General features: G+C 61.2%; 20 protein-coding genes. 14 read left to right on the forward strand and 6 right to left on the reverse strand.

All coding sequences use genetic code 11. The annotated features are described in order from the left end of the window. The 5 genes from B5520_RS18570 to B5520_RS18585 all read left to right on the forward strand — a co-directional run bounded on the left by B5520_RS18570 (position 1) and on the right by B5520_RS18585 (position 6,298). Entirely contained in the window at positions 1-1,512 is a 1,512-nt protein-coding gene (locus B5520_RS18570) for an SCO6880 family protein (RefSeq protein WP_079598553.1), read from the forward strand. Continuing rightward, the gene (locus B5520_RS18575; RefSeq protein WP_079598554.1) at positions 1,512-3,119 is read left to right on the forward strand and encodes an ATP/GTP-binding protein; all 1,608 of its coding nucleotides are present in this window, start codon (positions 1,512-1,514) and stop codon (positions 3,117-3,119) included. The genes B5520_RS18570 and B5520_RS18575 overlap by 1 nt, the downstream gene beginning before the upstream one ends. Before the next feature lie 107 nt (positions 3,120-3,226). Further along, positions 3,227-4,102 (forward strand): hypothetical protein, encoded by an 876-nt coding sequence (locus tag B5520_RS22520; protein WP_139386261.1) that lies wholly within the window; start codon positions 3,227-3,229, stop codon positions 4,100-4,102. 11 nt (positions 4,103-4,113) lie between these two features. Continuing rightward, complete coding sequence (locus B5520_RS18580; RefSeq protein ID WP_079598555.1) at positions 4,114-5,883, forward strand: type IV secretory system conjugative DNA transfer family protein; 1,770 nt, start codon at positions 4,114-4,116, stop codon at positions 5,881-5,883. Further along, a complete protein-coding gene (locus tag B5520_RS18585; RefSeq protein WP_079598556.1) occupies positions 5,876-6,298 on the forward strand; it encodes a DUF4913 domain-containing protein in 423 nt (140 codons plus the stop codon). The genes B5520_RS18580 and B5520_RS18585 overlap by 8 nt, the downstream gene beginning before the upstream one ends. 247 nt (positions 6,299-6,545) lie before the next feature. On the opposite strand, the gene B5520_RS18590 is transcribed toward B5520_RS18585, so the two are convergent. The 6 genes from B5520_RS18590 to B5520_RS18615 form a co-directional block, all read right to left on the reverse strand. Next, the gene (locus B5520_RS18590; protein ID WP_139386262.1) at positions 6,546-7,784 is read right to left on the reverse strand and encodes an AlbA family DNA-binding domain-containing protein; all 1,239 of its coding nucleotides are present in this window, start codon (positions 7,782-7,784) and stop codon (positions 6,546-6,548) included. 395 nt (positions 7,785-8,179) lie between these two features. Then, complete coding sequence (locus B5520_RS18595; protein WP_254865634.1) at positions 8,180-9,472, reverse strand: M20 metallopeptidase family protein; 1,293 nt, start codon at positions 9,470-9,472, stop codon at positions 8,180-8,182. A 134-nt stretch (positions 9,473-9,606) separates the two neighbouring features. Then, positions 9,607-11,103 (reverse strand): aldehyde dehydrogenase family protein, encoded by a 1,497-nt coding sequence (locus B5520_RS18600; RefSeq protein ID WP_079598559.1) that lies wholly within the window; start codon positions 11,101-11,103, stop codon positions 9,607-9,609. A gap of 206 nt (positions 11,104-11,309) precedes the next feature. Next, positions 11,310-12,425, reverse strand: a complete 1,116-nt coding sequence (locus B5520_RS18605; RefSeq protein ID WP_254865635.1) for a Zn-dependent alcohol dehydrogenase — start codon at positions 12,423-12,425, stop codon at positions 11,310-11,312. A 151-nt stretch (positions 12,426-12,576) separates the two neighbouring features. Next, complete coding sequence (locus tag B5520_RS18610; RefSeq protein WP_254865636.1) at positions 12,577-13,941, reverse strand: aminotransferase family protein; 1,365 nt, start codon at positions 13,939-13,941, stop codon at positions 12,577-12,579. A gap of 204 nt (positions 13,942-14,145) precedes the next feature. Next, positions 14,146-15,642, reverse strand: a complete 1,497-nt coding sequence (locus tag B5520_RS18615; RefSeq protein WP_056332060.1) for an APC family permease — start codon at positions 15,640-15,642, stop codon at positions 14,146-14,148. Positions 15,643-16,053: 411 nt separating this feature from the next. Here B5520_RS18615 and B5520_RS18620 point away from each other — a divergent pair, with 411 nt between their 5' ends. From B5520_RS18620 to B5520_RS18660, 9 genes are all read left to right on the forward strand, one after another. Next, the gene (locus B5520_RS18620; protein WP_079598560.1) at positions 16,054-17,421 is read left to right on the forward strand and encodes an aldehyde dehydrogenase family protein; all 1,368 of its coding nucleotides are present in this window, start codon (positions 16,054-16,056) and stop codon (positions 17,419-17,421) included. After that, complete coding sequence (locus B5520_RS18625) at positions 17,418-19,124, forward strand: diflavin oxidoreductase (protein WP_079598561.1); 1,707 nt, start codon at positions 17,418-17,420, stop codon at positions 19,122-19,124. The genes B5520_RS18620 and B5520_RS18625 overlap by 4 nt, the downstream gene beginning before the upstream one ends. 212 nt (positions 19,125-19,336) lie before the next feature. Then, a complete protein-coding gene (locus B5520_RS18630) occupies positions 19,337-20,782 on the forward strand; it encodes a glutamine synthetase family protein (protein WP_235008782.1) in 1,446 nt (481 codons plus the stop codon). Between the two features lie 61 nt (positions 20,783-20,843). Next, positions 20,844-21,617, forward strand: coding sequence for an SDR family NAD(P)-dependent oxidoreductase (locus tag B5520_RS18635; protein ID WP_011777266.1), 774 nt, complete (start codon positions 20,844-20,846; stop codon positions 21,615-21,617). A gap of 1 nt (position 21,618) precedes the next feature. Then, positions 21,619-22,359 carry a gamma-glutamyl-gamma-aminobutyrate hydrolase family protein gene (locus B5520_RS18640; protein ID WP_056331967.1) on the forward strand — a complete coding sequence of 247 codons (741 nt, stop codon included), beginning with the start codon at positions 21,619-21,621 and terminating at the stop codon, positions 22,357-22,359. After that, the gene (locus B5520_RS18645) at positions 22,356-23,549 is read left to right on the forward strand and encodes a cytochrome P450 (RefSeq protein WP_079598562.1); all 1,194 of its coding nucleotides are present in this window, start codon (positions 22,356-22,358) and stop codon (positions 23,547-23,549) included. The genes B5520_RS18640 and B5520_RS18645 overlap by 4 nt, the downstream gene beginning before the upstream one ends. Before the next feature lie 5 nt (positions 23,550-23,554). Next, complete coding sequence (locus B5520_RS18650; protein WP_056332056.1) at positions 23,555-23,791, forward strand: ferredoxin; 237 nt, start codon at positions 23,555-23,557, stop codon at positions 23,789-23,791. Next, on the forward strand, positions 23,788-24,948 hold the full coding sequence (locus B5520_RS18655) for an NAD(P)/FAD-dependent oxidoreductase (RefSeq protein WP_254865637.1): 1,161 nt from the start codon (positions 23,788-23,790) through the stop codon (positions 24,946-24,948). The genes B5520_RS18650 and B5520_RS18655 overlap by 4 nt, the downstream gene beginning before the upstream one ends. Positions 24,949-24,952: 4 nt before the next feature. Continuing rightward, entirely contained in the window at positions 24,953-26,737 is a 1,785-nt protein-coding gene (locus B5520_RS18660; protein ID WP_079598563.1) for a helix-turn-helix domain-containing protein, read from the forward strand. Positions 26,738-26,799 lie beyond the last annotated feature (62 nt).

Raw genomic sequence — 26,799 nt, forward strand, 5'->3', positions numbered from 1 at the left:
ATGGCAGCTATCGAGAACACATATAGGGAACCGACCTACGGCAACTGGCGGCGTCCGCGCAAAGCGGGCATCGGCACCCTTGGTGGGCTGGCAACAGCGGGCCTGTTTGTTGGCCTCATCATCACGGTGATCTGCCTCTTTGTCGGCGGCTGGTTCCCCGGGCTCGTTGCCCTGCTCATCCTTGGGGTGGCGCTGGCCGTCGTCTCGGTGACCGACAAGCACAACAAGTCTGTAGGGGAGCGGATCTTCGCCCGGCTGGCGTTCCGCTCGGCACGGCGCAAGAAGGCCAACATCTACCGCTCCGGCCCGCTGGGACTGACGCCTTGGGGAGAGTTCCAGCTGCCTGGGATCTCCGCCGGGTCCAAGCTTTACGAGTTCACCGACTCCTATGGCCGCCCCTTCGCGCTGATCCACCTTCCCTCCACCGCGCATTACACCGTTGTCTTCGGCACCCAGCCCGACGGGGCGTCCCTGGTTGATCCCGAGCAGATTGATGCCTGGGTGGCTAACTGGGGCGGCTGGCTGGCCTCGTTGTCGAATGAACCTGCCGTGGTGGCTGCATCCGTCACGGTCGAAACCGCACCCGATTCCGGGGCACGGCTGCGCCGGGAAGTCGAATCGAACATCCATGACGACGCCCCTGACATCGCCAAGGCCATGCTCCGGGAGGCCTTGAAGACCTACCCGCAGGGATCGGCCACGATCCGTGCCTGGGTCGCGCTGACGTTCAGCGCCGCTGCCCGGGCAGGCGGCAAACGACGCACTGCAGAAGAGATCGCAAGGGATCTCGCTTCACGGCTTCCCAGTTTGACGGAGCGGTTGGAATCCACCGGCGCCGGGGCATGCGCGCCGTTGAACGCCCAGGACCTGTGTGAGGTCGTTCGGGTCGCGTACGATCCTGCAGCGGCCCGGCTCATTGACGAAGCCCACTATCAGGGCACACCCGTTGACCTGGACTGGGGCGACGTCGGACCGTCCGCCCATCAATCCAACTGGGACGGCTACCGCCACGATTCCGGGCACTCGGTGTCCTGGACGATGACGGGCGCCCCTCGCGGGCACATCCTGGCATCAGCGCTGGGTCGGCTGGTCGCACCGCATGGGGAGATCGACCGTAAGCGCGTTACCTTGCTGTACCGGCCGATCGAAGCCGGCCGCGCGGCCGCCATCGTGGAGTCGGACCAGACCAGCGCCCTGACCCGGGCCTCCTCGACCAACCGGCCCACTGCCCGCGCCCTGGTCGATGCCCGTGCGGCGCAGGCCACCGCTGCGGAGGAAGCCAAGGGTGCCGGGCTGGTCAACTTCGGCATGGTGGTCACGGCCACGGTGCTGTCCTCCCGGGACCTTGATGACGCAGTGGCCGTTGTGGAGGGCAATCTCGGCCCGTCGGCGCGTCTGTTGTTGCGGCGCGCTTACGGCTCTCAGGATTCTGCCTTTGCCGCGTCGCTGCCACTGGGGCTGGTTTTGCCCAAGCACTTGAGGGTTCCCGAAGAGATCCGCGAGGCCATGTGATGTTCGGCAGCAAGACCAAGCACCAGCGCACGCAGGCCCCCGCCACGAAGCTCGCGGCCGCGGTCGCCCGCCGCCCGGGCCTGCGGGGCTGGCGCGGCCGCGGACAGGGCGAAGCCGTCTACGTCACGGCAGCCGACGAATGGCGAGGAACCTCTGTCCAGGTCTGCGGTCTCTGGCCGTTCGTGGGCGGGTCCGGCACCCCGATCCTGGGAGTGCCGATCGGCGTTCACACCGACACCGGAGCGCCCTTCGGCGCCGATCCAATCAGCTGGTTCATGCACGGCATGATCAACAACCCCTCCATGTTCGTCCTCGGCCTGCCGCACTACGGCAAGTCCACCCTGGTCCGGCACATCGTCCTGGGCTTGGCAGGCCGGAGCATCAACCCGTTGATCCTCGGTGACCTGAAGCCTGACTACGTTGACCTGATCGAAGCCCTCGGCGGGCAGGTCATCAGCCTGGGTCCTGGACGCGGCCACTTGAACGTCCTGGACCCCGGTGAAGCCACCGGCGCGGCCGTCAGGCTGCTCGCCTCGGCCGAGGAACACCGGGCCAAGGCGAACTGGACCCTGAACGATCCAGATGGCGATCCGGCTGCGGCCGCGCAGCTTCACGCTGCAGCGGTGAAGGCGGAGAAGCTGGCCGAACAGCTGATGGCCGACTCGCACAACCGGCGGCTGAACATGATCACGGCGCTGATCACCATCGTGCGGAACGCTAAGCCCAGCGCGCACGAGGAGTCCCTGATTGACCGGGCGCTGCACATTCTGGACGAGCGCTTGGACCGCGTTCCCCTGATCGGGGACCTGATCGAGGTCATCAAAGACGCCCCCGACGAGCTGCGGGCGATCGCCCTGGACCGTGGTGACATGAGCCGCTACCTGGACGCGACCGACCAGCTGCGCCAGTCGCTGTACTCCCTCGACGGCTCGGGCCGCTTCTCGGACATGTTCTCCAAGCCCACCGACCAGCCGATGGACCTAACCAACCCCGTCGTCTTCGACCTGTCGGGAATCTCCGACACGCAGAGAGACATCCAAGCAGCCTGCCTGCTCGCCTGCTGGTCAACCGGGTTCGCCACCGTCCAGGTGGCCCACACACTGGCCGACGCCGGCCTCGAACCGCGCCGCAACTACTTCGTCGTCATGGACGAACTCTGGCGGGCCCTGCGCTCCGGCGAAGGTATGGTCGACCGGGTCGACTCGCTCACCCGCCTGAACCGTACCGAGGGCGTCGGGCAGGCCATGATCACGCACACCATGAGCGACCTCGAAGCCCTGCCCACAGAATCCGAACGGATGAAAGCCCGCGGATTCGTCGAACGCTCCGGCATGGTCGTCTGCGGCGCGCTCCCCGGAGCCGAAATGGAAAAACTCAACAAGGCCGTCACCCTCTCTCGGGCCGAACAAGCCCGCCTCATCTCGTGGGCTGACCCCGGGTCATGGACCGACGTCGGCGGATCCCGCAAACGGGTACGCCCGGGCCTGGGCAAATTCCTCTTCAAAGTCGGCGGCCGCCCCGGTATCCCGGTCGCGCTCAAGCTGACCAGCGTTGAGGAATCACTGCACGATACGAACAAGCGCTGGCACGACGAAAAGCAGCCATGAATCGGCGCCGCAGAAACCCTGTCATTAGGACGGGCAGGGTCTTTAGAAAGCGACCCAATGAAGTCCATCTAGCAGTTCACCCATGGCTCAGGATTACCACAAGCATATTGTTCTTCGTAGCTGCGTTTCTGGGTCTGTTCGGCTGGTTCTTCGGCATATCCGCTTCGCCTGATAAGGCGGAAACTGACCAGTCGATACTAATTTTTACTGATCGCCCCGGGGTCCCTCTGCATGCTCTCGTCAGTTTCGATGAGGTCCTCACAGATACTGGAGAGGTGAACTCAGTCTCTCTGAGTCTCATTGTAGATGGGGGTTATCAGGGTGATTCCGTAGGTGTCAGCATCGCCTTCCAAGGAGAAGGCTTTCGACGTCCTGACCAACAAATGGCTGAGCCGGTCGGGGACTGCAGCCTAGAGGTTGAGTTCTACGGCACCGATATCTCACCGGCATGCAGTGACGGGAAAAATTTGCCGGATGTGACCGGGTACTACGGGTTGAATAAGTCTCAGGTGCTTTCTGGAACCTTGACCCGCACAAACAACGCTATGCATACCAATTTGACGGTTTACTCCACTGACGATTGGTCGTCGTCCGGCACTTCCAGGACCGCTTTTTACTTACCCCGCGTCGGGAGTGGATACCGAGAACCGGACTGGCCTCCTACAGAAGAAGCATTTGGAACCAGTCGCTTATTTGATCCAGATCTGACCAACCTCACCGTTACTTACCGCTGGCTAGCCTCCGACGAAAAAATCGAAATTGTTTCGCCTGAACCCAGTGATCCCAGTCGCTTGCATTGGAACCAACAGGGCAACGGTTCCATTGTGGCGCACGGATCAACGGTCTTGTTGGGAAGCCAGGAACGGCAAAGCAACCAAACCTTCTTAATCGGCGTTCTGGCCGGTTTAGTCCCCCTGATTGGCAGCTGGATCTATAAGCAACTGGGGCAGCCAGCTCCTTTCCGACGTACAAACAAGAACTAAGGAGAAGCCTCGTGGGTTCACCCAACAACAGCAAGCATGCACAGCTCGACGGGGAGACAATTCTGCTTTGGATCTTCATCACTGCCGTGGTGGTGGGAGTTGGTTCGCTAGCCGGGGCGGTGCATCTGGGATCAGCCTTGACCGGCGACGGTCAAGAGCTCCCGGCCAACCCCTTCGAACTAGTTATTGGCCTATTCACATCCAAGGTCACGTGGCCGGCGGCCGCCACGTGGGTGCTGATCGGCTTCGGCATCGTGATTATGGTATTGGCTGTCCTGGTGGTGCGGGCCGTGCTCCGTCGCCGCTCCAAGCGTTCACGAGTCGATGCCGCCGCGCAGCACATGGCCAAGGGCCGTGACCTGCGCGCACTGAGCCTGCGCGGTGCAACGGCCACGGCCGAACGCCTTGGAGTGAAGGACGCACCTGGTGTCCCGGTGGGTAAGACCGTCCTCGGCGGGCAGATGGTCTATGGATCTTGGGAAGACATGCACATCGACATCTGGGGACCCAGGACGGGCAAGACGACTTCCCGGGCCATCCCGGCGATCCTCGCCGCCCCGGGAGCGGCGTTGGTGACATCGAACAAGCGGGACATCGTTGACGGCACGCGCGACGTCCGTGCCGCTGAGGGGCCGGTCTGGGTCTTCGACCCGCAGTCCGTCGCACTCGAGGAACCCACGTGGTGGTGGAACCCCCTGTCCTATGTCACGGACGAAGTAAAAGCAGCCCGCCTGGCCGATCACTTCGCCGCTGGCTCCCGCGGCCCGGACGCCAAAACGGACGCCTACTTCGATCCCGCCGGCCAGGATCTCCTCGCCGGCCTCCTGCTCGCCGCCGCCCTCGACGGCCGCCCGATCACCCAGGTCCACACTTGGCTGACCCGTCCCGCTGACGATGAAGCGGTGGACATCCTCAAAGCCCACGGCTTCACCCAGACCTCCAACGCCGTCGGCGGCGTCATCAACGCACCCGAGAAGCAGCGCGGCGGTGTGTACGGCACGGCGCTGCAGATGGCGTCCTGCTTGACTAACCGCCAAGTGGCGCGGTGGGTGACACCCCAGAGCGAAAAAGACGAGCGGCCTCAGTTTGATCCCGCAGCGTTCGTCCGTTCCAAAGGCACGCTGTACAGCCTGTCCAAGGAAGGCAAAGGCACCGCCGGGCCGCTGGTGACGGCGCTGACCGTGGCCACGGTCGAGGCCGCCGAAGAACTCGCCGTACATTCGCCCGGCGGCCGGCTGGGCACCCCCATGGTCGGCGTTCTGGATGAAGCGGCCAACGTCTGCCGCTGGCGTGAGCTGCCAAACCTCTACAGCCACTACGGCTCCCGGGGCATCGTCCTGATGACCATCCTCCAGTCCTGGTCCCAAGGCGTTGAAGTGTGGGGCCGCGACGGGATGCGCAAGCTGTGGAGCGCCTCCAACATCAAGGTCTACGGCGGCGGCGTCGCCGAAGCCGAGTTCCTGAACGAGCTCGCGCAACTCGTGGGCGAATACCGGTACTCCAACATGACCAGAAGCCGCTCCAAACAAGGCACGTCCTACAGCCACGACGACGACCGAAAAGAACGCACGCTGGACGTCTCGGACTTGGCCGCGTTTCCTCGCGGCCGCGCCATCATGTTCGCCTCCGGCGCCCCTGCGGCGTTGCTGGAGACTGTGCCTTGGATGAGCGGTCCGCAGGCTGACGCGGTACGGGCCTCCATCGCCGCACATGACCCGGCGAACAGGCCGGCGACCGCAGCCGGGAACCGGTGGGTCACCGCGGGTGCCTCTGATGACTGAGGGCCTGGGGGAGTGGGACGACGAGCTGGAGGACACCGCAGCCCCCACTGAGCCGGCCGAGGAGGACTCTGACGCGCCCGAGCTGTTCTACCAGAACGTCGCCGAATTCGTCAGCGACAAGCTGGCCACCAGCTACCGCCGGCAGCTCAACGTGCAGGGCGGGGTGACCTGGTGCCCGCAGTGGTGGAAGCACGCGGAAGCGATCAGCCGGCTCGAAGCCCTCTGGCGGGCCTGGGAATTTCTGCGCGTGGACGGCACCACAGGGATGAGCGTGTGGTGGCGTGACCACGCAGACCACCACATGTCCGTTCTGCTCTCAACTGATGGGCCGTTCAGGGGCTGCAGCCCGGACGACGGCCACCGCTCCAAACTCGTTCCTCTGCCCTGTGAGGAACCGCCCGCAGGGCTGTTCTAAATCGCGTGATGGTGGCCAGCGCTCCAAGGTGGCCACGCGCGCTGTCCATAGTTGGGGTCAATCCGGGTTATCCACGGCTGGAATCGGGAGCCATCAGGAAAGCTCCCTCAGCAGCAGTAGCGGTGGATAACCCATCAGGACTGTCCCCGGCTGTGGGCAGCGAACTCAATTGTCTAGAGGGGTGTCTGGACAACTGCACGTTTGCAGATTTTTTCGGCCAGACTCTAGTGGCGTCTGCTCGTACCTTTTACACCTTCCCTTTCAAGTAAACGGATCCGAGGGCTGAAGAGCCCCCCTGATTCATAATGTCCAGGGCGAGCCCGCGGACAATCTCCAAGGCGTCTGCTTCAGAACCGGCCGACTCAACCAAGGCTGTAACAGGTTGAAAGTCGTAGATCGGCGCCAAATCGTTTCTATCGTGAAGATGGCCGCCTTGGTCGAAAGTGCGGATAAAAATTGGGTGACCAGCGATGGGTGAGACCATGCTGATGCTGACTTGAAAATCTCCAACCACTGATAACCCATCTGCGGCTGCGCGGATAAGTTGAAGGAGGTAGGCAGGTAATGTTTGGGCGTCCATAACATGGACATCAGTTGCCGCATTCCACGTTTGATCCCGAGCCTCCACCGCCTTGACAGCTAAACTGACGCTTCCGTCATCGTGGACGTCTACGATCCCCCGAATCTCTCCCCTAGAAGGTTCTGTTGACCTCCATTTTCGGTATCCCGGACGAGGATTCAAGCCAACGTTTTCCATTCCCGTCCGGTCGACTAAGAACGGATTGCTTGACATGAGGGAAGCCAGAATGTTCTGGGCAATATCACGGGGGATCCGTCCGGCATAGCCCGGCCGTGGACGTGTTGGCTGAGCGGCTGCAACCAGCCAAACACTGCTCCGAGGGATACCGAGCACGGTCCGCTCCATCAATTGAGCTAGAGAAACATCCGCTGTCCGACGATCCTCGAAACGACGACGGTACGCCTGCTCAATATCGCGTTCGTTCATGTCGACAGTGTGAGAACCATACCGTCGCGGGGCACGGATAGAACCCCTCTGCATAACGAAGTGTGGCGTATCCGGGCTTGCCGGGATATTCAGAATCACCGCGCGGGACTGCCCGGCGTCCTCTCCTGCGACCAGCGTAAACTCCAGCCCGTGCACGGGAGGCTGGATCAGCGAGTAGGCCCAGCTGCGAAGCCGCTGTTCTATCGACTCATCCCATTCGGTCACTGATTCAATGTGGTCCGCCATGGATCCTGCCTCAGCCATCCCATAAATGATCATGCCGCCACCGTTATTGACCATAGCGGCAACGTCCTTAGCAAATTCCACGCTGGCAGCTGGGTTTTGCCGGTTAGGCAGTTCCTTCTTCCAGTCGAGGTCATCGCGTTCCTGAACCTGTTGTTCAATTGCCTTTAGTAGCAGTGAAAATTCAAGTGCGGAGGAAGAATGGCCCAGGGCGCGGTGGAGTGGCGTGATTGGCATAGGTGCATTCTCGCATCTAGGTTCCGAGCATCTTGAAGCTGATCAGGTCAGCCCGAGGTAATCACGTCTCAACCAGTGCGGCATGTCTACCCGCTGACTCCAAAGCCGCGCCATTTTATCGCTGCGATTCAAAAGCTACAGTCCACAAATCGACCTGCACGTTCTAAAACGTCAGTCCCCCTGTAGTCAGGCTGAGGTCTAAGACCCGCAGCCTCGGGCGCCATGAAAAGCTTATTGGGGCCTTAATCTGACGCTCTCTTACCCTCCGCCGGACGTCAGGTTGGGGTGTACGGCAACCTGACAGTGGTTGAAGTGCTATCCATTCGAGCTTCGAGACGGGTACTGCTAGGTCCACTGCTTCAAGTGAGGTGTGGCCGCTCCGGAAGCCCTCCGAGCTACCCCAGCACCTCCAACTCCTGAAGCTTTCCAAGCGCCACGCCGGCCATAAATTGTGCCTGATCAACGAGGATACTGTCGTCAAACACTGCCTTGGGCGAATGCATGGGAGCCCACTCCATGGGGTCGATATCTGGAGACCCAGCTCCGAGGTGCCCGTACGCTCCGGGGACCTCCACGAGGACTCGGGAGAAATCGTCAGAGCCGGTCCTGGGGGACGGGCTGGGCACGAACCGGTGCTCTCCGAAGAATGTCCGTGCTGTCCTGCCCCAGAGTTCGGCGTCACTGTCGTGATTGACGGTGGCCGGCATAACTGGAGTGAACGTTGCGTCGGCTGTCAGTTGATGAGCGGACGCCAGTTGCCGGATAAGATCCGGCAACTCCTGTGCGAGCCGTGCTTCGACACCGGGGCTGAAAGATCTGACGCTGGCCCTGAATTCCGCCGAATCAGGTATGACATTAGAGGCGGAACCGCCATGGAACTGGCCCACGGAAAGAACCACGGGATCAAAAACGTTGAATCGCCGGGTGATGTACGTCTGTAGCGCTCCAAGCATTTCAGCAGCTACCTGTATGGGATCCAGAGCCTGGAAGGGGCGGGAACCGTGCCCACCACGCCCGATAACCTTGACGGACAGATCTCCGAAGGCTGCCATGTAGGAGCCGGCCCGGGTCGTGAACACGCCTGACGGCATGTCTGAAACGACATGCAGGGCGTAGGCAGCATCCGGTCGCCTGCCGGCTGCATTAAGAACGCCTTCCTCCAGCATGATGCGGGCCCCGTCATGTCCTTCCTCCCCCGGTTGGAACATGAAGATGACGTCGCCGGTCAGGCTGTGACGTACGGACGAGAGCAAGCGGGCGGCACCAATCAGGCCCGCTGTATGCAGGTCATGACCGCAGGCATGCATTGCGCCATTGGTCGAGGCAAAGGGTATACCCGTTTTTTCTGCCACAGGAAGGGCGTCCATGTCCCCTCTAAGCAGTACAGTACGACGGCTCCCAACGGGGGACTGGGTGGCCCCGCCCCGGAGTACCGCAACCACGGACGAGGCCGCTTTTCCCAGGCTTATTTCGAGGTCGAGTCCCTTGAGTGCCTCAAGGACCCGGGCCTGGCTGCGGGGCAGATACAGGCCGACTTCAGGATCGGTGTGCATTTCCCTACGGAAATCGACCAGGTCGCTTCCAAAGGCCGGGATCGCCGCCGTGGCGCCCTCAAGGAAACTCAGCGGTGAAAACCGCACCGTATCTGTCGTTGAAGTATCTGTCATTGAAGGGCTTTCTCGTCTCATGTTGCCAGGCCCTGGCCTGCTGCTTGCCCGAGAGGGCGCGGAGCCTCCGCCTTAGCCAGGCGTCACGTTTCTGGAATGTCTGTCGCAGGCCTCGCAGGGCCTCGCTTACGCTTTGGTGGGGTCGGATATGGCGCCTAGAGCGGGAAATCCGTCCTGTCCACGCCAACCACGCGGTCGCCGGTAAAGAAGCGTACGCCGTACTGGGGACCGTGGCCTCCAATACCGCTGGTACCCCAGAAACTCTGGCGCGAATTGCCGGCCAGGTCGCTCATGAACGTGCCGTTGATGCGGACTTCACCGGCACGAATACGGGATGCCACGTCGATGGCCCGTGTTTCGTCACTGCCGAATACGTAGGCATCAAGACCGGTTGCCGGTCCGTTTGCATGGCTAAGCGCCTCTTCAACGGAATGCACGGAATGTACCGTGACCAGTGGCCCGAAGAGTTCTTCCGCGGCGGCTCCGGCCGGACATCCGACGATCATCCCCGGTGCCAGGAACCAGCCGTTAAGATCTGGTAGATCGCCGGCAGTGACCAGCGTTCCCCCCAGTTCGACGAGTCGATTCACTGCGGCTACCAAACCATCACGCTGCCGCTCAAACGCAAGGGGACCCACTTCCGTTGTCTCATCCAAGGCATTTCCGACCCGAAGCTTACTGAGTTCGAACTTCATAGCTTCAACGAAACGGTCGTGAACCGACCCGTCAACCAGTACCTTGCCGGGCGCCTCGCACCACTGGCCATTGAGACGGGTCATGCCCTGCACAATGGACTGTGCCGCTGAGCTGACATCGGCATCATCCAGAATGATCACGGGATTGTTGGATCCGAGCTCCATCTGCATGACAGCCAGATTGGACGCCGCAGCCTTCGCGACCGTTCGGCCTGCCGAATCGCCGCCTGTAAACGAAAGAGCCTCGATGCGGGGATCCGAGGTCAGCAGTGATCCTGTCTCCGAATTCCCATGAACCAGTTGAAACGCGGCGCTCGGGTAATCGAGTTCGGTCATGGCGGCGACGATCGATTCAGCGAAGAGCTGGCAACCTCCGGGGGCGTTCTCGGAGGGCTTGAGGATGACCGGGCAACCAGCCGCCATTGCTGCCGCCACCTTGCCTACCACGGTGAAGGTTGGAGCATTCCAGGGGCCAACGATGAGGGCCGGGCCGAGCGCCTTGCGCAGGATGACCACAGACCGGTCACCGCCGTCAAGGGTCTCCGACTCGCCAAGCTGCTCCGCTTCAGCGATAGTTCCCCGGACTCTGTCCCCGAGTGCACCGGCAATCAGGCGAGTGGTCCGGATAGGGACTCCCGTGTTGATGCTGTCCTGCAGCGCGATTTCTTCGCTCTGAGCATCGAGAGATGCGGCTACCTTCGTCAGGAGCTTAAGACGGTCCCGGAGTTTGATGTCTTCAAGTTTCCCGGACTCGTGCAGTGTCGCCGCTGCGGCGAGTGCGCACTCGACGTCAGCCTTTCCGGTCTTTCGCATCGGCTGCCGGGGTTCGCCCGTATTTGGGTTGGAAAGGTAGCGGCCGTTTTCGTCAAGCTGAAGCCATACGCCATCGACAAAGGAGCGTTGCTCGACAAGGTCGGGGGTGTTAGCGGTCAGTTGTGCTAGTCCTTCAGCAGTCATTCAAGGTGCTCCTCTGGTTTTCGTTGTTGTCTTTGTCGTCCAGGACCAGCGACGGCAGGGGCTGGGCATTGACGTTTGACCGTTTATGTTCGGGAGGATTTGCAGCGCCACGTTGCGCAGCTTTCGTTGCCGCGCTGGCCGTGGCGCAAATCAGACCGTGATCGGCTTAACAGTGAGCTGCCAAACGGTCTTCAAAGTTGTCCGGATCACAGTTGCCTGTCGGTCATGTTCAGCACAACTCGGATCGTCGAGGCTTCCGCCATCGCTTCGAATCCCTCGTCGATACGTTCGAAGGGCAGTTCCTTGGTGACCATTGCGTCGAGATCCAGTCGGTTGTTCAGGTAGTGGTCCGTGAACATGTCGACGTCGCTGAGGAACCTGTTCGCGCCCATGTAGGCGCCTTGCAGGTGTCGGTCGCCGTATACGAGTGCATCTGCGGGGATACGCAGTTCGGACCCTGTGGGCATGAGACCGAGGATGGTGGCGGTTCCGTTCGGGCGCAGGAGCGAAAAGGCGAGTTCCGCTGTCTGGCTGCGGCCCACCGCCTCGATTGCATGGCTGACACCTTGGGGAAGAAGTGATCGGACCTGGATGAGTGTTTCTGTCGGGTCGGATGATGAGACAACAGTGTCCGTGGCACCGAAGTTGCGGGCGAGCTCCAGCTTCGCCGGCACTGCGTCAATGGCAATGATTCGTCGTGCCCCAGCCAACCTGGCACCTTGAATGGCCGCTATTCCGACACCGCCGCAACCGATTACGGCAACAGTATCCTCTGGCCCTACCTTTGCGCCGTGAATAACCGCGCCGACTCCTGTACTAATGCAGCAACCGAGAAGACACGCCACCTGGGGAGGCAGATCCGAGCCGACCACTGCAACGGATGCCTCCTTCACGAGGAAGGCCTCTGCAAATGCGCCGATACCGCCGAGCGACTCAACGCTTGATCCATCAGGTGAGAGCAGCCTGGGTCGCTGCCGCTCACGCATCGAGTCGACTCGTTCGCACTGGGTCGGGCGCCCGCTTATGCAGTTGCGGCATGCCCCGCAGGAGGGGGTGACCGTTGCCACGACCCTTTCACCAGTCTTAATTCTTGTGACTGCAGAACCGACGCGCTCGACAATGCCTGCGACTTCATGCCCGAGGACCACCGGCAGGGAGATATCCAGCGACCCCTTCAGATAGTGCAGATCGCTATGGCAAAGGCCCACTCGCTCGGTCCGGATGAGAACCTCATTGTCCTCCGGATCATCAAGCAGCAGTTCGCGGATCTGAAGAGGGGCTCCGGGCTTTTCCAGCACGGCGGCAAGAATCGGTGTAGTCACTTGGCTTCCTTGGTGGTTGAGGAGCTGGCAGATGGGTCGCTTCGACCATCTTCAGCCCTGCTCGAGTTTCAAAAGTGTGTGGACGGAACAGCCTTTACGAGCACTATGTGCAACCTGACCAGCGCGGACGTTGGAACGGCCGGGATCAGTGTCAGCTTCCGGTTCCAACTCGGGATCCATGCCGGTTCTCACCTACAGCGGCCCAGCGCTTAACGTGACGTTCCATGGCGCGGAGGGCTTTTTCCAGCTTCGCCAGCAGTTCCCGTGTCTCCTCTTCGGTGATCACCAAGGGCGGGGACAGAATCACGGCATTGTTCAGCGGGGCGATCCCGGCCGGGTAGACAAGGAGCCCTTGGTCCAGGCATTCATCGACGAATAGGCCAGCCGCTCCCAGCGCAGGATCGGGTGCCTGCTTGCTTTCCTGGTCCATAACGAACTCGAAGCCCCAGAGCAGGCCCCGCCCACGGACGTCGGCGATGCAGCGGTACCTTGTTGCCAGGGAGAGCAGACCCTCTTCAAGCTGCTTCCCCCGTTGCCGGACGTTCGCGAGGATATCCTCGCGTTCCATGAAGTCCAGGACCGCCAGGCAGGTCGCTGCCCCCAGTGGGTTCCCCGAGAAGGTGTGCCCGAACGGAGCGACGCCGCTGCCCTCTCTGAGCGCCTCGACGATGTGGCTCCGCAGCAGGACGCCCGCAACAGGGGAGTATCCGGCACTCATTCCTTTGCCGATAAGAAGAAGGTCCGGCACGACGTCCTCGTAGGAACTCGCGAACCAGTCGCCCGTGCGCCCCATTCCCGTGATGACCTCATCGATGATCAGCAGCACGTCCAGCCGATCACAAATGTCGCGAAGGCGGGCGAAGTAGCCGGCCGGCGGCGTCAGGACCCCGCCGGCGGCTCCTACGATTGGTTCGACGATGACTGCCGCGACTGTGCCGGGGTCCTCGTTCTGAATGGCGTCTTCGAAGGCTTTCGCAGCCCGCGCAGCGTACACTTCCTCGCTCTCGCCTAGCAGGGCGAAGCGGTAGGCGTAGGCCGGCGGGGCGAAGGAGAACGCATGGAGCAAGGATCCGTAGTCGGGGCGGCGTGCTGCATGCCCGGACATCGACAGGGCGCCCATTGTCATGCCGTGATAGCTGATGGTCCTGCCAAGGATTTTGACTTTGCCTGGGAGCTCCCTTTCGCGCCAGTAGCTCACTGCGGTGCGGATGGCGTATTCGGATGCTTCGGACCCGCTATTGACGAAAAACGCCATATCGAGGTCCCCGGGAGCGATGTCGGTGAGCCGGCGGGCGAGTTCTTCAGCGGGCTGGTTGGTGAACTGGGTTCTATACGTAAAAGCTACGCGGCGGCACTGTTCTTTCACCGCCTCCGCAATTTCGTCCACGCCGTGACCAATGCTGGCGGTCATGGCGCCGCTTGAACCATCCAGGTACTGGCGCCCTTCCGTGTCATACAGGAAGATGCCTTCGCCGTAGGCAACTGTCGGGTACTTCTTGTCGATGATTTGCTTCAACAGTGCGCTGTCGGAAATGGGAAGCTCCTAAATATCGGCAGCTGCTCTCGCAGCTCACTATCTGCAGTGACGGGTGGGGAAATCTCTGGAAGATCTTTTGTCCATGGGCGCGAGTGGCCGGCCGCGCCTTGCGCAGCCGGCCACCATTACCGTCGTTCCCAAGAAGGCTCGTGCGACGGCGGCTACGGAGATGAGTCTTTGTTCCTAAATCCCTGCGGAACTTTCTTCGCTGCTGGAACCTGCCGGGATCAGTGCGGCATACGTCGCCGGCCGCTTGGATCGCATAACCAGCGCGGTAGTCACGCCGCCCAGGAAGAGTGCAGCCATGAGCGTCAACAGTATTCCCGCCGCCAAGTCGCCGCCGACGAGAAGCCCGAAGTTCTGAAGGACCAGAAAGACAATTCCCCCGAGTCCGAGAAGGGCAAGCGCGGGGGCCAGCAACGTGCCCCAGACCTTCTTGTTGTGTGCATTCCTCCGGAAGAACACGATCACCGCGAGTGACGTGAGAGCCATCAGAACAACGATGCCCAATGTGGCCGAGCCTGAGAACCAGGTGTAGGCCTGCGTTACCGGGTCGAGCCCGATGATCGCCTCGACACCAAGCAGTGCTATCGCAACTACCGAGACGATCAAGGCTGCCCTGGATGGAGCGTGGTGACGTGGGTGGATTGCACCAAGTCCAGACGGAAGAACACCTTGCGTACCAAGGGTAAAGAGGTACCGGGTCAGTACGTTCTGGAAGGTGAGGATGCAGGCGAAAAGGCTGGTGATGAGGAAAACCTGGAGCAGAGTGGCAAGGAGCGGGGACACGTACTGTCCCGCGAGCCCTACAACAATGCTGGTGGGGTCGTTCGTCGCGACTTCGACTATCTGGCTGCTTCCGACTCCCGCCTGGAGTGCCCAGGCAGTGAAAGTGTAGAAGATGCCGACGCCGATAACGGCGATATAGGTTGCCCGCGGGATAGTGCGGTCGGGGTCACGTGCTTCGTTCCGGAAGACGGCGGTGGCCTCAAAGCCGATGAATGAGAAGAAGGCAAACATGACGCCCAGAGGCGGGACACCTTCACCCAAACGCGCGGGGGACAGCGAGTCAGCACTCAACCCTTCCGCGCCGCCGTGGACAATCACCCCGATGTTTACTGCCAGCAGAACGACTGTTTCGATGACCAGGACCACGCCCAGCACCTTGGCGGAGAGCTCGACGTCCCGGTATGCAAGAGCACCGCAGGTTGCCATCAGCACCAGACTGCACAGCCACCAGGGAAGTTCCGGGCCGCCCAGATCGTGAACCGTGGTCTGGGCCGCTGACCCCAGGTATGAACACAGCGCAAGAAACAGCAGCAAGTATGTTCCGAGCGCAAAAGTGGCAGCCCCCATGCCAACACCTCGGCCCAGCCCCGTTTGGATGTAGGAATAGAATGCTCCAGCATTTTTTACAAAGGGCGTCATCCTCGTAAAACCAACGGCAAACAGAAACAGAATAGCGGTCGCGATAAGGAAGAACAGCGGACCGCCCGTGCTTCCCGATGCAGAAACGACAACAGGCCAGCCAGCCACGACAGCTGTCATGGGCGCAGCTCCCGCCACAACCATGAACACAATCGACCGGACTCCCAGGCCCCTGCTGAGCAAGCGGTCTGGGCTCAAGATTCCGTTGGGTCCCGCATCCACCGGCTCAAATTTAACATCTTTAGTTGCCATTCGTCCCTCCTGGACGTAGAAGCTGAGTGTCATCGCGATGCCTTCGACAAGGCGGAATTGAGCGGCATCGCGGAACCCACAATCGGGCCGGCCCCCTTGCCGAACGTCACTGTGAGTTGGATTACAGCGTAGGAGTTGCCCCAGAGTTTGCGGTGTTGAGCCTGCACATACATCCGTCCTGCGCATGGTCTTGATGCACAGCTATTCGCTGGCAAAAGAATGGACGCGGTCCTATGAACGAGGAGTTTATGGAATGTGCACCGCGCACATACAGCTACTTATCGTGGTGCTCCCAGCACTCGCTGGCCGCAGTTTCCTCAGGCATTGTCGGAACTAACGGAGCTTCCCAGAGTCCATACGGGACTAGGAAATTTTCGACAAACCCCACTTCTCCTGAAGGAGCACCCGATTATGAGCAGCGTTATTTCGGTCTACAACCCCGCTACAGAAGAACAGATAGGCGAGGTGCCCGCCTACGACCTGCCGGACGTAAATGCAGCGGTCGAACGCGCAGGGGCCGCCCAGCGCGCCTGGGTCCGCAAGCCACTGGCTGAACGCCGTGATGCCCTCTGGGCTATTGCCGATGCTGTCATCGCTCACAGCGACGAACTGGCCTTGCTCGAATCCACCGACGTTGGTAAGCCATTGGCGGCGGCCCGACAGGAAGTTCTTGGTGTCGCCGAGTGCTTCAAGTACTACGCCGGAACGGTGGACAAGATCCTCGGGGACACCATTCCGGTCGATGGCGGCGTCAGCATGACTTTCCGCGAGCCGCTGGGTGTTGTGGCCGTAATTGCCCCGTGGAACTTCCCTCTGCCTATCGCATCCTGGAGTATCGCCCCGGCTCTGGCCAGCGGTAATTCGGTAATTGTGAAACCCGCGGCCCTTACCCCCCTGTCAACTGTCCGATTTGGTGAGATCGTGAAGGAACTGGGCGTCGTCGGGGACGCGCTTCAGGTTCTCACTGGTTCGGGCGCCCGGATCGGCAATGCCCTCGCTGAACACCCGGATGTTAGCAAGATAAGTTTTACTGGTTCCACCGAGGTCGGCCGGTCCATCGTCCAGGCGGCTTCAACGACGATGAAAAGGGTTTCTCTTGAGCTCGGCGGGAAGTCCGCCAGTATCGTCTACAACGACGTTGACCTCGCCAAGTGTCTGCAGGCAGCCCCGATGTCGGTCTTCGACAACACGGGCCAGGACTGCTGTGCACGCAGCCGCTTTCTCGTGCAGCGGGGAATCTTCGACGAGTTCGTTGAGGGATTCATCGAGACTACGCGTGCACTGAAAATCGGTAACCCGCTGGACGGCAAGACCAATCTGGGACCTCTGGTATCGGCTGCCCACCGCGACACCGTTTCCAGCTTCCTCGAAAACGGTCTCAACGTCGTCACCGCCGGTGAAGCACCGGATGGCCCCGGCTTCTGGATGGCGCCCAGAATCGTCATCGCCCCGGACCCCAAGAGCCGGGTGGCAACCGATGAAATTTTCGGCCCCATCGCCTCGGTGATTCCCTTCGACACCGAAGAGGAAGCCATCGCGCTGGCCAACAACTCAATTTACGGCCTGAGCGGCTCCATCTGGACCAACGATGTCGGACAGGCCCTGCGGACGGCGCGGGCACTTGAGTCCGGGACTCTGTCGGTCAACTCAAACTCATCCATTCGAATCCAGACACCTTATGGCGGCTTCAAACAGTCAGGCATCGGCCGCGGACTGGGCCAGGCTGCCATCGAGGCATACACCGAACTCAAGACCGTATTTGTAAGGACAGAACCGTGACAACTGACACAGGGGAGCTGGTTCGGACCAACCAAGGCACCTCATCCGAAGTATCCAGTGAGACAGGTACCGCCGTGCAGACCCTCAGCGTCCTCTACGGCAGCCAGACCGGGAACGCTGAGTTCCTTGCGTCCAAGATCGTGGACAAGGCAAACGGCCAGGGTTACGCAGCCGAGCTTATGAGCCTGGACATGCTGACCCCGCAAGATGCGGCACGCAAGGATCGCCTGTTGATAGTTACCGCCACACACGACAACGGCCACATGCCGGACAATGCGCAACCGTTTTGGGACCAGCTTCAAAGCGCCGGTTCAGACCTCTTCAAGGACGTTCCCTTCGCAGTCCTTGCCATTGGCGACTCCATGTACGAAGACTTCTGCAAAGCCGGCAGCGATCTTGACGAGCGCCTTGGCGAACTCGGCGGCAAGAGAATCCTTGACCGCCTCGACTGCGATGTCGACTATGACCTGACGTCAGGCAAGTGGATCAGGGGCATGCTTGAGACCTTCAAGACAGTTGTTCCCAAGAAGCGAGACAACAACCCGGAAGACTCCACTGTTCCAGGAGCAAACCCCGCCGAGCAGCCCAAAGGCACACGCCGGGAACCTAACACTGCCACCGTCGTCGAGGCCCGCCTCCTCAGCGCTCCAGAGTCCGAAAAAGAGGTCTGGCACTATGAGCTTGAGGTCAGCGGCGACAGCCGCAACTACCGGCCAGGTGACTCACTTGCCGTAATCCCCACCAACTCCATCGAACTCGTGGAAGACCTCCTCGGATTCCTTGGCCTCGCGGGCAGCGAGGTATTCGGTGAAGACGGCAAGACCGTACGCGAGACGCTTCAAAACGACTATGAGCTTCGGCTGCCCCATCTGGGCATCGTGGCCTGGCTCGTCGAAAATCTCGCCCCGGATCATCCCGTGCGGAACCTGGTCGAGTCCGGTGACCGCAATGCGCTGGAGGACTGGCTGTGGGGACGGGACATGCTGGACGTGCTGCAGGAAACCCGGACAACGGATGTCGATCCCGGCGAGTTCCTCTCAATGCTGAGGCCCCTGCAGCACCGGTCGTACTCCATTGCCTCCAGTCCCCTCGCTGACGGCGACCGCGTCCACTTGACGGTCTCCACTGTGCAATACGAGACCGCCGGCCGCCGGCACTCGGGTGCATGCAGCGGATTCCTCCAGTCCGCCGCGCAGACCAAGACAACCATAAAAGTCTTCCCGTTGCCGGCGCACGAGTTCCACCTGCCCCACGACAACTCAGCTGACGTGATCATGGTCGGTCCGGGCGTCGGAGTTGCCCCGTTCCGTGGCTTCCTCCGTGACCGCGAAGTCTCACAAGCCCGGGGACGAAACTGGCTGTTCTTCGGGGACCGCCATGAAAAGCCTTCCTGGCTTTATCAGGAGGAGATGGAAGAACTGCAAAGCAACGGCGCGCTGAACCGCCTCAGCGTGGCTTTCTCCCGGGATCAACAGGGCAAGGTCTATGTCCAGGACCGGATCCGCGAAGAAGGAGAAGACATCTTTGCCTGGCTATCGGGTGGAGCCTCGGTCTATGTGTGCGGCGGCAAACAAATAGCACCTGACATCGACGAAGCCCTGCTGGCGGTGCTCAGAAGCCACGGCGCAATGACCCCCGAAAAGGCGCACGATTACCTGCAGTCCCTGAAGAGCGAAGGACGTTACGTCAAGGACGTCTACTAGGCCCCGCTCGACCTGCCCAGCACCATGGCTTTCGTGTCCTGGGTACTGGGCAGAACACGGAAAAGCCTTGGCCTGCCTACCGCACAGGAATGTGACCTGGCTTACCGAATGCATGTAGCCGGCAATCATGATGTGCACCTTGCACATACGCCAAAAGGACCCCGCTCTTAGTGTTTTTAGTAACCAATATCAATGAGGATAAGAGGTACATAGTGAATCCCATCACACAGGTCCCGGAGGACCTCCACGAACTCGAGGCCATCGACATGCAGGATCAATCCTCAGCCGCGTCAGCGCATGACGAACTGCAAAAGTTCGTCTCCGACAACGACATCAAAACGTTCAAAGTGGGCGTCGTGGACCTGGACGGCGTATGGCGCGGCAAGCGCATCCCTGCCAGGTACTTCCTGGAAAGCGTCGCTGAGCGCGGAACGAATATCTGCAACATCATCTTCGGCTGGGACATTCAGGACGAAATCATTTCTGATCTCAGCTACACGGGGTGGGACACGGGTTACCCTGACGTGACGCTCCTCCCCGATCTCAGTACCCTGAAGGTCGTTCCGGGGGAACCCGGCGTGGCTTCCGTCATTTGCGACGCCTACGAGATGTCGGGCGAGCCTGCGGCAATCTGTCCCCGAAGCATTCTCAAGCGAGTCGTGCAGAAAGCCGAAGACCTTGGATACTCGCCAGTCTGCGCCTACGAGTTCGAGTTCTACCTGCTCAAAGGCACCCCGACGGACCTTGCCGCCAAGGACTGGCGCGACCTGACCCCCATCACGGCGGGCAGTCACACCTACAGCCTCGTCAGGGACACAGGCACCGAGTTCCTCATCGGTGAGATCCGGCGCCGCCTGTCTGAGCAGGGCATTTTCATCGAGGCCAGCAACAGTGAAAACGGTCCGGGCCAGTTCGAGATGAACATCCACTATTCGGATGCTCTCGCAGCCGCGGACAACGCCCTCCGGCTAAAGGCAACCGTCAAGGAGGTTGCAGCTGAGGCCGGCTACACGGCATCATTCATGGCCAAGATCAACCCGGAGTGGGCCGGCTCCTCCGGGCACATGCACCAGAGCCTTTGGGATCCGCAGTCGGGCAAGTCCGCCTTCGCCAATGCCGAGGAGCCCGGCGAACTGAGCGCCATCGGATACAACTACCTGGCCGGCGTCGTCGAGACGGCACCGGAGCTCACGGCCCTCTACCTGCCCACCATCAACTCTTACAAGCGGACCGAAGGCGGGCAGTGGGCCGGATCCAGCGCCACCTGGGGCCTGGACAACCGAACGGTCGCCATCAGGTCCATCCCGTCAAAGAGCAGCGCCGCACGCATTGAAAACCGGGTACCGGGCGCTGACGCCAATCCTTACCTGGTCATCGCCGCTAACATCGCTGCCGGCCTGCACGGCGTGGAGCAGGAACTGACCGCCCCGAAGCGGGTGGAAGGAAACGCCTACGCCCTGGAGGAAGGACACCAGGTAAAGCAGCTGCCCGGAACACTCGACCAGGCCATCGAACAGTTCGAAAAAAGCGAGGTCGCCAAGGCGTACTTCGGCGAAACCTTCGTGACCCACTACGTCCAGACGAGGCGCTGGGAGCTCCGCAAGCTTCAGACCAGCGTCACCGACTTCGAGATCGCACGTTACCTGGAACGCATCTAGCGCAGAGTGCAGCGCTAAGAGCTCCATTTCCATTTTTTAAATACTCAGAAAGAAGCACCCAATGACCACTCACCCCGGAAAGATCGCTGCAGTCACCGGAGCCGCGTCCGGAAACGGCCTTGCCATCGCAGAAAAGCTCCTCAAGGAGGGCGCCACCGTCGTAGCCCTGGACCGTGACGAGGCCGCGCTCGAACGTCTGATCGGCCAGCACCCGGAAATGGTGCCTGTTGTTATGGACGTCGCCGACGAAGCCTCGGTCCGCAGCGGCATGGCCGAGATCGACGCAAAATTCGGCCGGCTCGACACCCTCGTCAACAACGCAGGAATCGTCAAGGGCAGCAACTTCGACGACGTGAGCGTAGCGGAATGGGACCAGGTCTTCGCCGTGAACTCCACCGGACCGTTCCTGGTCAGCCAGGCCGCACGGCCGCTGCTGGAGAAGGGCGCTGCCGCCCGGGGCGACGACTCAACCAGTGCCATCGTCAACATCACCTCTGTCGAGGCCCACATCGTCATCGCCAGCAGCGGCCACCCCCAGGTCCACTACAACGCATCCAAGGGTGCACTTCTTATGTTCACGAAGGCTTTGGCCATCGAAACCGCAGCTTCCAAAATCCGCGTCAACGCTGTCGCCCCCGGCTTCATCGAGACCCCATTCACCAAGTCCGTGCTGGAGAACCAGGACGCCGTGAAGTTCCTGCTCGACCGCACGCCCCTCGGACGAATCGGACGGCCCTCCGACGTTGCCAACGCAGTCGCGTTCCTGGCCAGCGACGAGGCCAGCTGGGTGACCGGTACCACCATCCACGTCGACGGCGGTTGGCTGGTTTACTGACATGCGGGCGCCCCTTATTGCCATTTCCGCGGCCCGGCAGACCGTCGATACCGCCTTTGGCCCGATGCCTTCAACGGTCCAGAACATGGCCTACGCCAACGGCGTGCTTGCCGCAGGCGGCCGTCCCGCCATTCTTCCGTCCACGGCAACGATCCCCGATGCGGCGCTTGAAGGATTCGACGGGCTGATCCTCACCGGCGGCGGTGACATCAGCCCCCGGCTGTATGGGGAGGACCCGGCCGACACGGTCTATGACGTGTGCGACATCAGGGACGACTTCGAAATCGAGCTTTACAACGAGGCCATGCTCCGCGGCCTGCCCATCCTGGCCACTTGCCGGGGGATGCAGCTAGTCAACGTTATTCGAGGCGGAAACCTCGTCCAGGAAGTGAGCCCGGACAGGGGGCACTGGCAGGACCATCCCTCTCATGAACCATGGCACCAGGTACAACTGGAGCCCGGTTCCGAACTTGCCCGGATCGCCAAAGACCTGACCATTCCCGTGAACAGCTACCACCACCAGGGCTTGGGAAAGCTCGGAACAGGCCTTCGTGTCGTGGGACGGGAAGGCGATGTTATCGAAGCAATTGAAGCCGACGATGCCCGCCTCATCGGAGTCCAATGGCATCCCGAGCACATGGTCGACTACCACGAAGCCCAGAAGGCCCTCTTCGTCGATCTCGTGGAGAAGGCCGCAGCGTACGCACAGTCACAGAAACCACTTCAGGAGCAATTCTCATGAGCACAGAAACTGAGCGGGGACTCAGCCACAACAAGTCAGACTTTGACTTCCACGGACGGTCGCTCGACAACATTTTCGACGAATACCAGGACATCCTAGCCAACGGACCTGTCGGGCACAGTAACAAGTATGGAGGCTTTTGGTACATCACCAAGAGCGAAGATATCTTCAACGCCGAGCAGGACCCCGACACGTTCGCGGTCGGACCCTCAATGCTCCTCCCGGCGTTCGGCACTGACGTCCCCCTGATTCCGATCGACATCGATCCGCCGACCCACGCTGACTTCCGCAAAATCCTGCTGCCGATGTTCACCCCCATGAACATCTCAAAGCTGACACCCGGAATGCGGGAGACCGCTCAGCAGCTGTGCCGGGAAGTCCTCACAGCCGGAGACGTCGTTGATGTCTCGGCAAAGCTTGCCCGCCCGATGCCGACCATTATCTTCAGCCGCCTGGCCGGATATCCGGAACAGGACTGGCCAATCTTCGACCGGTGGATCGACGAAATCATCTATGAGCGGACCGCGCATCCGGAAACCGCATATGCGGCCGGACGCGAACTCAACGACTACTTCGACCGCCTTCTGGACGAACGGGAAAAGGCCGGACCGGAAGCGGACGCCAGCAATGACCTGATCACCCAGCTCCTGAAAGCGGAAGTGAAAGGCCGGAAGCTCACGCGGGAAGAGCTGCTGTCGTACTGCTACCTGCTCTTCCTCGCCGGGCTCGACACGACCGCCTGGGCGATCCGTTCCGCCCTCTGGTACCTGGCCGGCAACCCGCAGGCCCAGCAGCAGTTGCGGGAAGACCCGGACCTGATCCCCACCGCAGCCGAAGAATTCCTGCGGACGCTCTCCCCGGTCCAGGCCATGGCCCGCACCGCGAAGAAGGACACAGTTGTCCGGGGCCAGGAAATCAAGGCTGGCGAACGCGTTGTGCTCGTCTTCGGCGCGGGCAACCGTGACCCGGAGGTCTACGAAGAACCCAACGACATCAAGATTGACCGTGAAGACAACCGCCACCTGGCCTTCGGCGGAGGGATCCACCGGTGCCTCGGCTCGAACCTTGGCCGCGCCGAAATGGTTATCGCCATGGAGGAATTCCTGAAGGCTGTCCCTCACTTCGAACGGGCGAATGACGACGAACCGTGGCACGGCGTCGGCCCGCTTACCCTCAAGATTGGAGCTTGATCACCATGGGAGAACTTTGGGTCGACGGAGGGCGTTGTCAAGGCCACGCCCGGTGCTGGGCTCTGGCACCCGAAACCTTTGAGATCGACGAGGAAGGCTACGCGCACGTCATTCCTGGCCGCGAAAACAGCGGCGATGAACCCAACGTCCGCAAGGCCATCCGGAACTGCCCCGAACGGGCAATCCTGGAACGGGAAACGAACGAGGCCAGCGAGAAAGCATCAGAGGTTTCGGCATCGTGACACATCTGCCAGACCGGGTTGCGGTCATTGGTGCTTCGGTTGCGTCGGCGATGCTGATTGAACGCAGCCGCGAGCTGGGCTTTGCAGGCGAATTTATAGTCGTTGATTCAGACCCGAACGCGCCCTACGACCGGCCCCCGCTGTCCAAGCAATTCCTTCTTGGCACCGGCCCCGTCGAACCGGCCGAGTGGTGGCCGGAGGCTACGCCGATCCTCAATGCAAAGGCCATCGGGCTGCTCACTGACAAGCGGACTGTCCTGACGGACAAGCTCGGAGAAGTAGCCGCTGACGCCGTCGTCATCTCCACAGGAGCCGGCTCAATCCGGCTGCCGAACGAGCCAGCGGGCGTTCTCAGCCTCAGAACCGCGCAGGACGCCCTTGCCCTGCGCAGCGCCGTGGATGCAGGAGCTGCCAGTGCAATCATCATCGGCGCGGGAACCATTGGTGCGGAACTGGCATCTACACTCGCCCAGCGTGGGCTTGCCGTCACGGTAGTGGATTTGGCTCCGCAACCAATGCAGCGCTTCTTTTCAGGACATCTGGGAGAGGAAGCGAAGGCATGGATGCATCAGGCCGGTGTCGTAACTCATTTTGGGGTTGCTGTGGAATCCATTCAGAAAACGGATGCGCAGTGGAAGGTCCGGGTCAGCGGCCTGGACCTGCACGCCGACCTGGTGATCAGCGCTGTCGGCGCACGCCCCCACACCGAATGGCTGACCTACAGCGAGCTCGACATTTCCAACGGAGTCCGTTGCACTGCGGACGGGAAAGCCCTCCTGACCAGTGGTGAAATCGCCGACGGGATCTTCGCTATCGGAGACGTTTCGGCCCGGCAGGCCGAGGACGGAACCTTTCGGCGGTTCGAGAGTTGGACCCAGGCCCAACGTCATGGCGCAGCCCTGGCAGAATACTTCGCAGGCTTCGACTCCAGCGAACTGGAACAGGCTCCGTACGGGTGGACGGAGCAGTTCGGCCGAAAGGTACAGGTGCACGGAATGCTTCCGACGGCAGGCGAACTTGTACAGGTATACGCTGCGGAGGAACGCAACGCCGCCCTGTACCGGGTTGGATCTGCGGAGGAGGACGTGGCTTGGATCGGCGTCAACGCGCCAAGGCAGTTCAGCCGGGCCTCCCTGGGCATGAGCCTTCTAAGCTGAAACGATGAAACCCCCTGCTGAGCCTGCGGCCCCGCAACCGAATGAGGTCCTGCCCGCAGGTTATCGCCACAAACTCCAAATAGCAGAGCTTCGCGCAGACACCCTGTCCGAGCTCACGCAGCTCATGATGGAAGGACCCGATCCACTCGCGCTTGCCCAAAGAGCAGTGGACTTGGTAGCCAGGGCAACAAACTCAGCAGGGGTTTTCGTCTACCTGTGGGATGAACAGGAACAAGTCCTTGTCATGCGCGCAGGCACCCCTGGAGTGCAAAGCCAGCAAGTGGGACGAATCACCCTTCGCCTCGGCGAAGGTGTAACTGGCTGGGCAGGGCTCACCAGACAGTCGGTTGTCCTAAACAAGAACATTCAGCAGGACCCGAGGTTCGCCAGCATCAGCGAACTGCAGGAAGAAGATTTCAATTCGATGCTGGTTGTCCCGATCGTGGCACCGACCGGGACCCTCCTTGGCGTGTTCAGCCTCTGGTCATATGAGGAGGAAACCTTCACCTGGGAGTCAAAGCTGATTGCTGACGAGGTGGGAGTGCTGCTTGCCAGCGGCCTGCTGCAGGCTGAGACGGTTGATGACTTGCGGCGCCAATCCGCAGCTGCGCACTTCCTTGTCGATTTCCCGATCAACTCCGCCACTTCCGTCCTGCAATGCGCCCAAGTGGCCACGCAGGCGATTCTTAAGCACATGAGCTCCGACGGCTGCGTCATTGAATATTTCGGCCGGGGTGCAGCCACATCGCCGCCCACCGCCATCGCAATGGATAAGGGCGAGCGAAGCGGAATCGTAGTTCGAACCACTCACTCACGAACAGCAACGTCCGAATTCATTGAATCCAACTTCGCCGGACACGAGCGGATATCTGTCTCCTTTGGCCTGACGAGCACCCGGGGCATCGTCACGTGCTATCGTCCACGCCGTTATTCCACCAGAGAGCTCGATCGGCTCAGCGCCATTTGCTCTCAGCTGGCCGCCCTCTTTGAAGCAGTAGAACTGGAGTCCGTCGGCTCATCCCATGCTTCACGCCTGCTCCGAAGCGTCGGCACGAGCACATTCGCCCGCATTCTCGAGGAGTCAGGATGGTCCAAGGGCCGCACTCTGCCGGTCCTGGTGCGGGTGAAACGGCTGAAATTCGACTCTGACGCGGTGTCCAGACGCATCGCCCCCTACCTTCAGGAGCTGGCCGGCCCCCGATCCCTGGTCTTCACGGAAGGCCCCCTCAGCCTGCTCTTTATCGATACCCCTTCCGGCTCCGGAGAAGATATCAAGGCGAAGCTGGAGACGACTCTTTCTGACCTCGACGAACACCGTGGCGTCTCAGCTTTCGCCGGCGTAGGTCCCCTGGCGCGGGACGTCGCCTCTCTGCAGCCAGCGCTCTCAGACGCTGAAACCGCACTGGCCTGGACAGAACTGGTCGGCAGGACATCCGGGAGACGGGTCACCTCTTTCAGCGACATAGAACACCTGCAGGAGCTGCCCCTTCTTGGGGAGGGGATGTCTGCGGAGATCAGGGACGTGCTCGCGGAACTCAGGTCCCTCATGCGCTACGACGCGGAAAATGGAACCCAGCTGGCCGAAACAGTCGCCATGCTCCTGTCCAATAAAGGGTCCAGTGCCGACACGGTCTCCAAACTGCACATCCACCGCAACACACTCCGGCAACGGCTCCAGCGCGTAGAGCAGCTCATCGGTCATTCATTCGAAGAAGCCGGCGACTGGCTGCCCACGGGCATTGCTGCGCGACTGGCGATGCGTGAAGGCCACCGTGCTGTTCCTCAATGACTCTTCAATGGCGGCAGCAGCGGCCGGGGTCCGCTGAGGAATATTCGGGTGAGCCCAGGAGC

It is taken from the genome of Arthrobacter sp. P2b, assembly GCF_900168295.1.
GTDB lineage: Bacteria > Actinomycetota > Actinomycetes > Actinomycetales > Micrococcaceae > Arthrobacter.

Excerpts from the sequence above, each read along its gene's own strand:
- B5520_RS18570 (WP_079598553.1), top strand. The coding sequence starts at position 1 with ATGGCAGCTATCGAGAACACATATAGGGAACCGACCTACGGCAACTGG.
- B5520_RS18575 (WP_079598554.1), top strand. The coding sequence starts at position 1,512 with ATGTTCGGCAGCAAGACCAAGCACCAGCGCACGCAGGCCCCCGCCACG.
- B5520_RS18585 (WP_079598556.1), top strand. The coding sequence starts at position 5,876 with ATGACTGAGGGCCTGGGGGAGTGGGACGACGAGCTGGAGGACACCGCA.
- B5520_RS18590 (WP_139386262.1), bottom strand. The coding sequence starts at position 7,784 with ATGCCAATCACGCCACTCCACCGCGCCCTGGGCCATTCTTCCTCCGCA.
- B5520_RS18595 (WP_254865634.1), bottom strand. The coding sequence starts at position 9,472 with ATGAGACGAGAAAGCCCTTCAATGACAGATACTTCAACGACAGATACG.
- B5520_RS18600 (WP_079598559.1), bottom strand. The coding sequence starts at position 11,103 with ATGACTGCTGAAGGACTAGCACAACTGACCGCTAACACCCCCGACCTT.
- B5520_RS18615 (WP_056332060.1), bottom strand. The coding sequence starts at position 15,642 with ATGGCAACTAAAGATGTTAAATTTGAGCCGGTGGATGCGGGACCCAAC.
- B5520_RS18620 (WP_079598560.1), top strand. The coding sequence starts at position 16,054 with ATGAGCAGCGTTATTTCGGTCTACAACCCCGCTACAGAAGAACAGATA.
- B5520_RS18635 (WP_011777266.1), top strand. The coding sequence starts at position 20,844 with ATGACCACTCACCCCGGAAAGATCGCTGCAGTCACCGGAGCCGCGTCC.
- B5520_RS18640 (WP_056331967.1), top strand. The coding sequence starts at position 21,619 with ATGCGGGCGCCCCTTATTGCCATTTCCGCGGCCCGGCAGACCGTCGAT.
- B5520_RS18645 (WP_079598562.1), top strand. The coding sequence starts at position 22,356 with ATGAGCACAGAAACTGAGCGGGGACTCAGCCACAACAAGTCAGACTTT.
- B5520_RS18650 (WP_056332056.1), top strand. The coding sequence starts at position 23,555 with ATGGGAGAACTTTGGGTCGACGGAGGGCGTTGTCAAGGCCACGCCCGG.
- B5520_RS18660 (WP_079598563.1), top strand. The coding sequence starts at position 24,953 with ATGAAACCCCCTGCTGAGCCTGCGGCCCCGCAACCGAATGAGGTCCTG.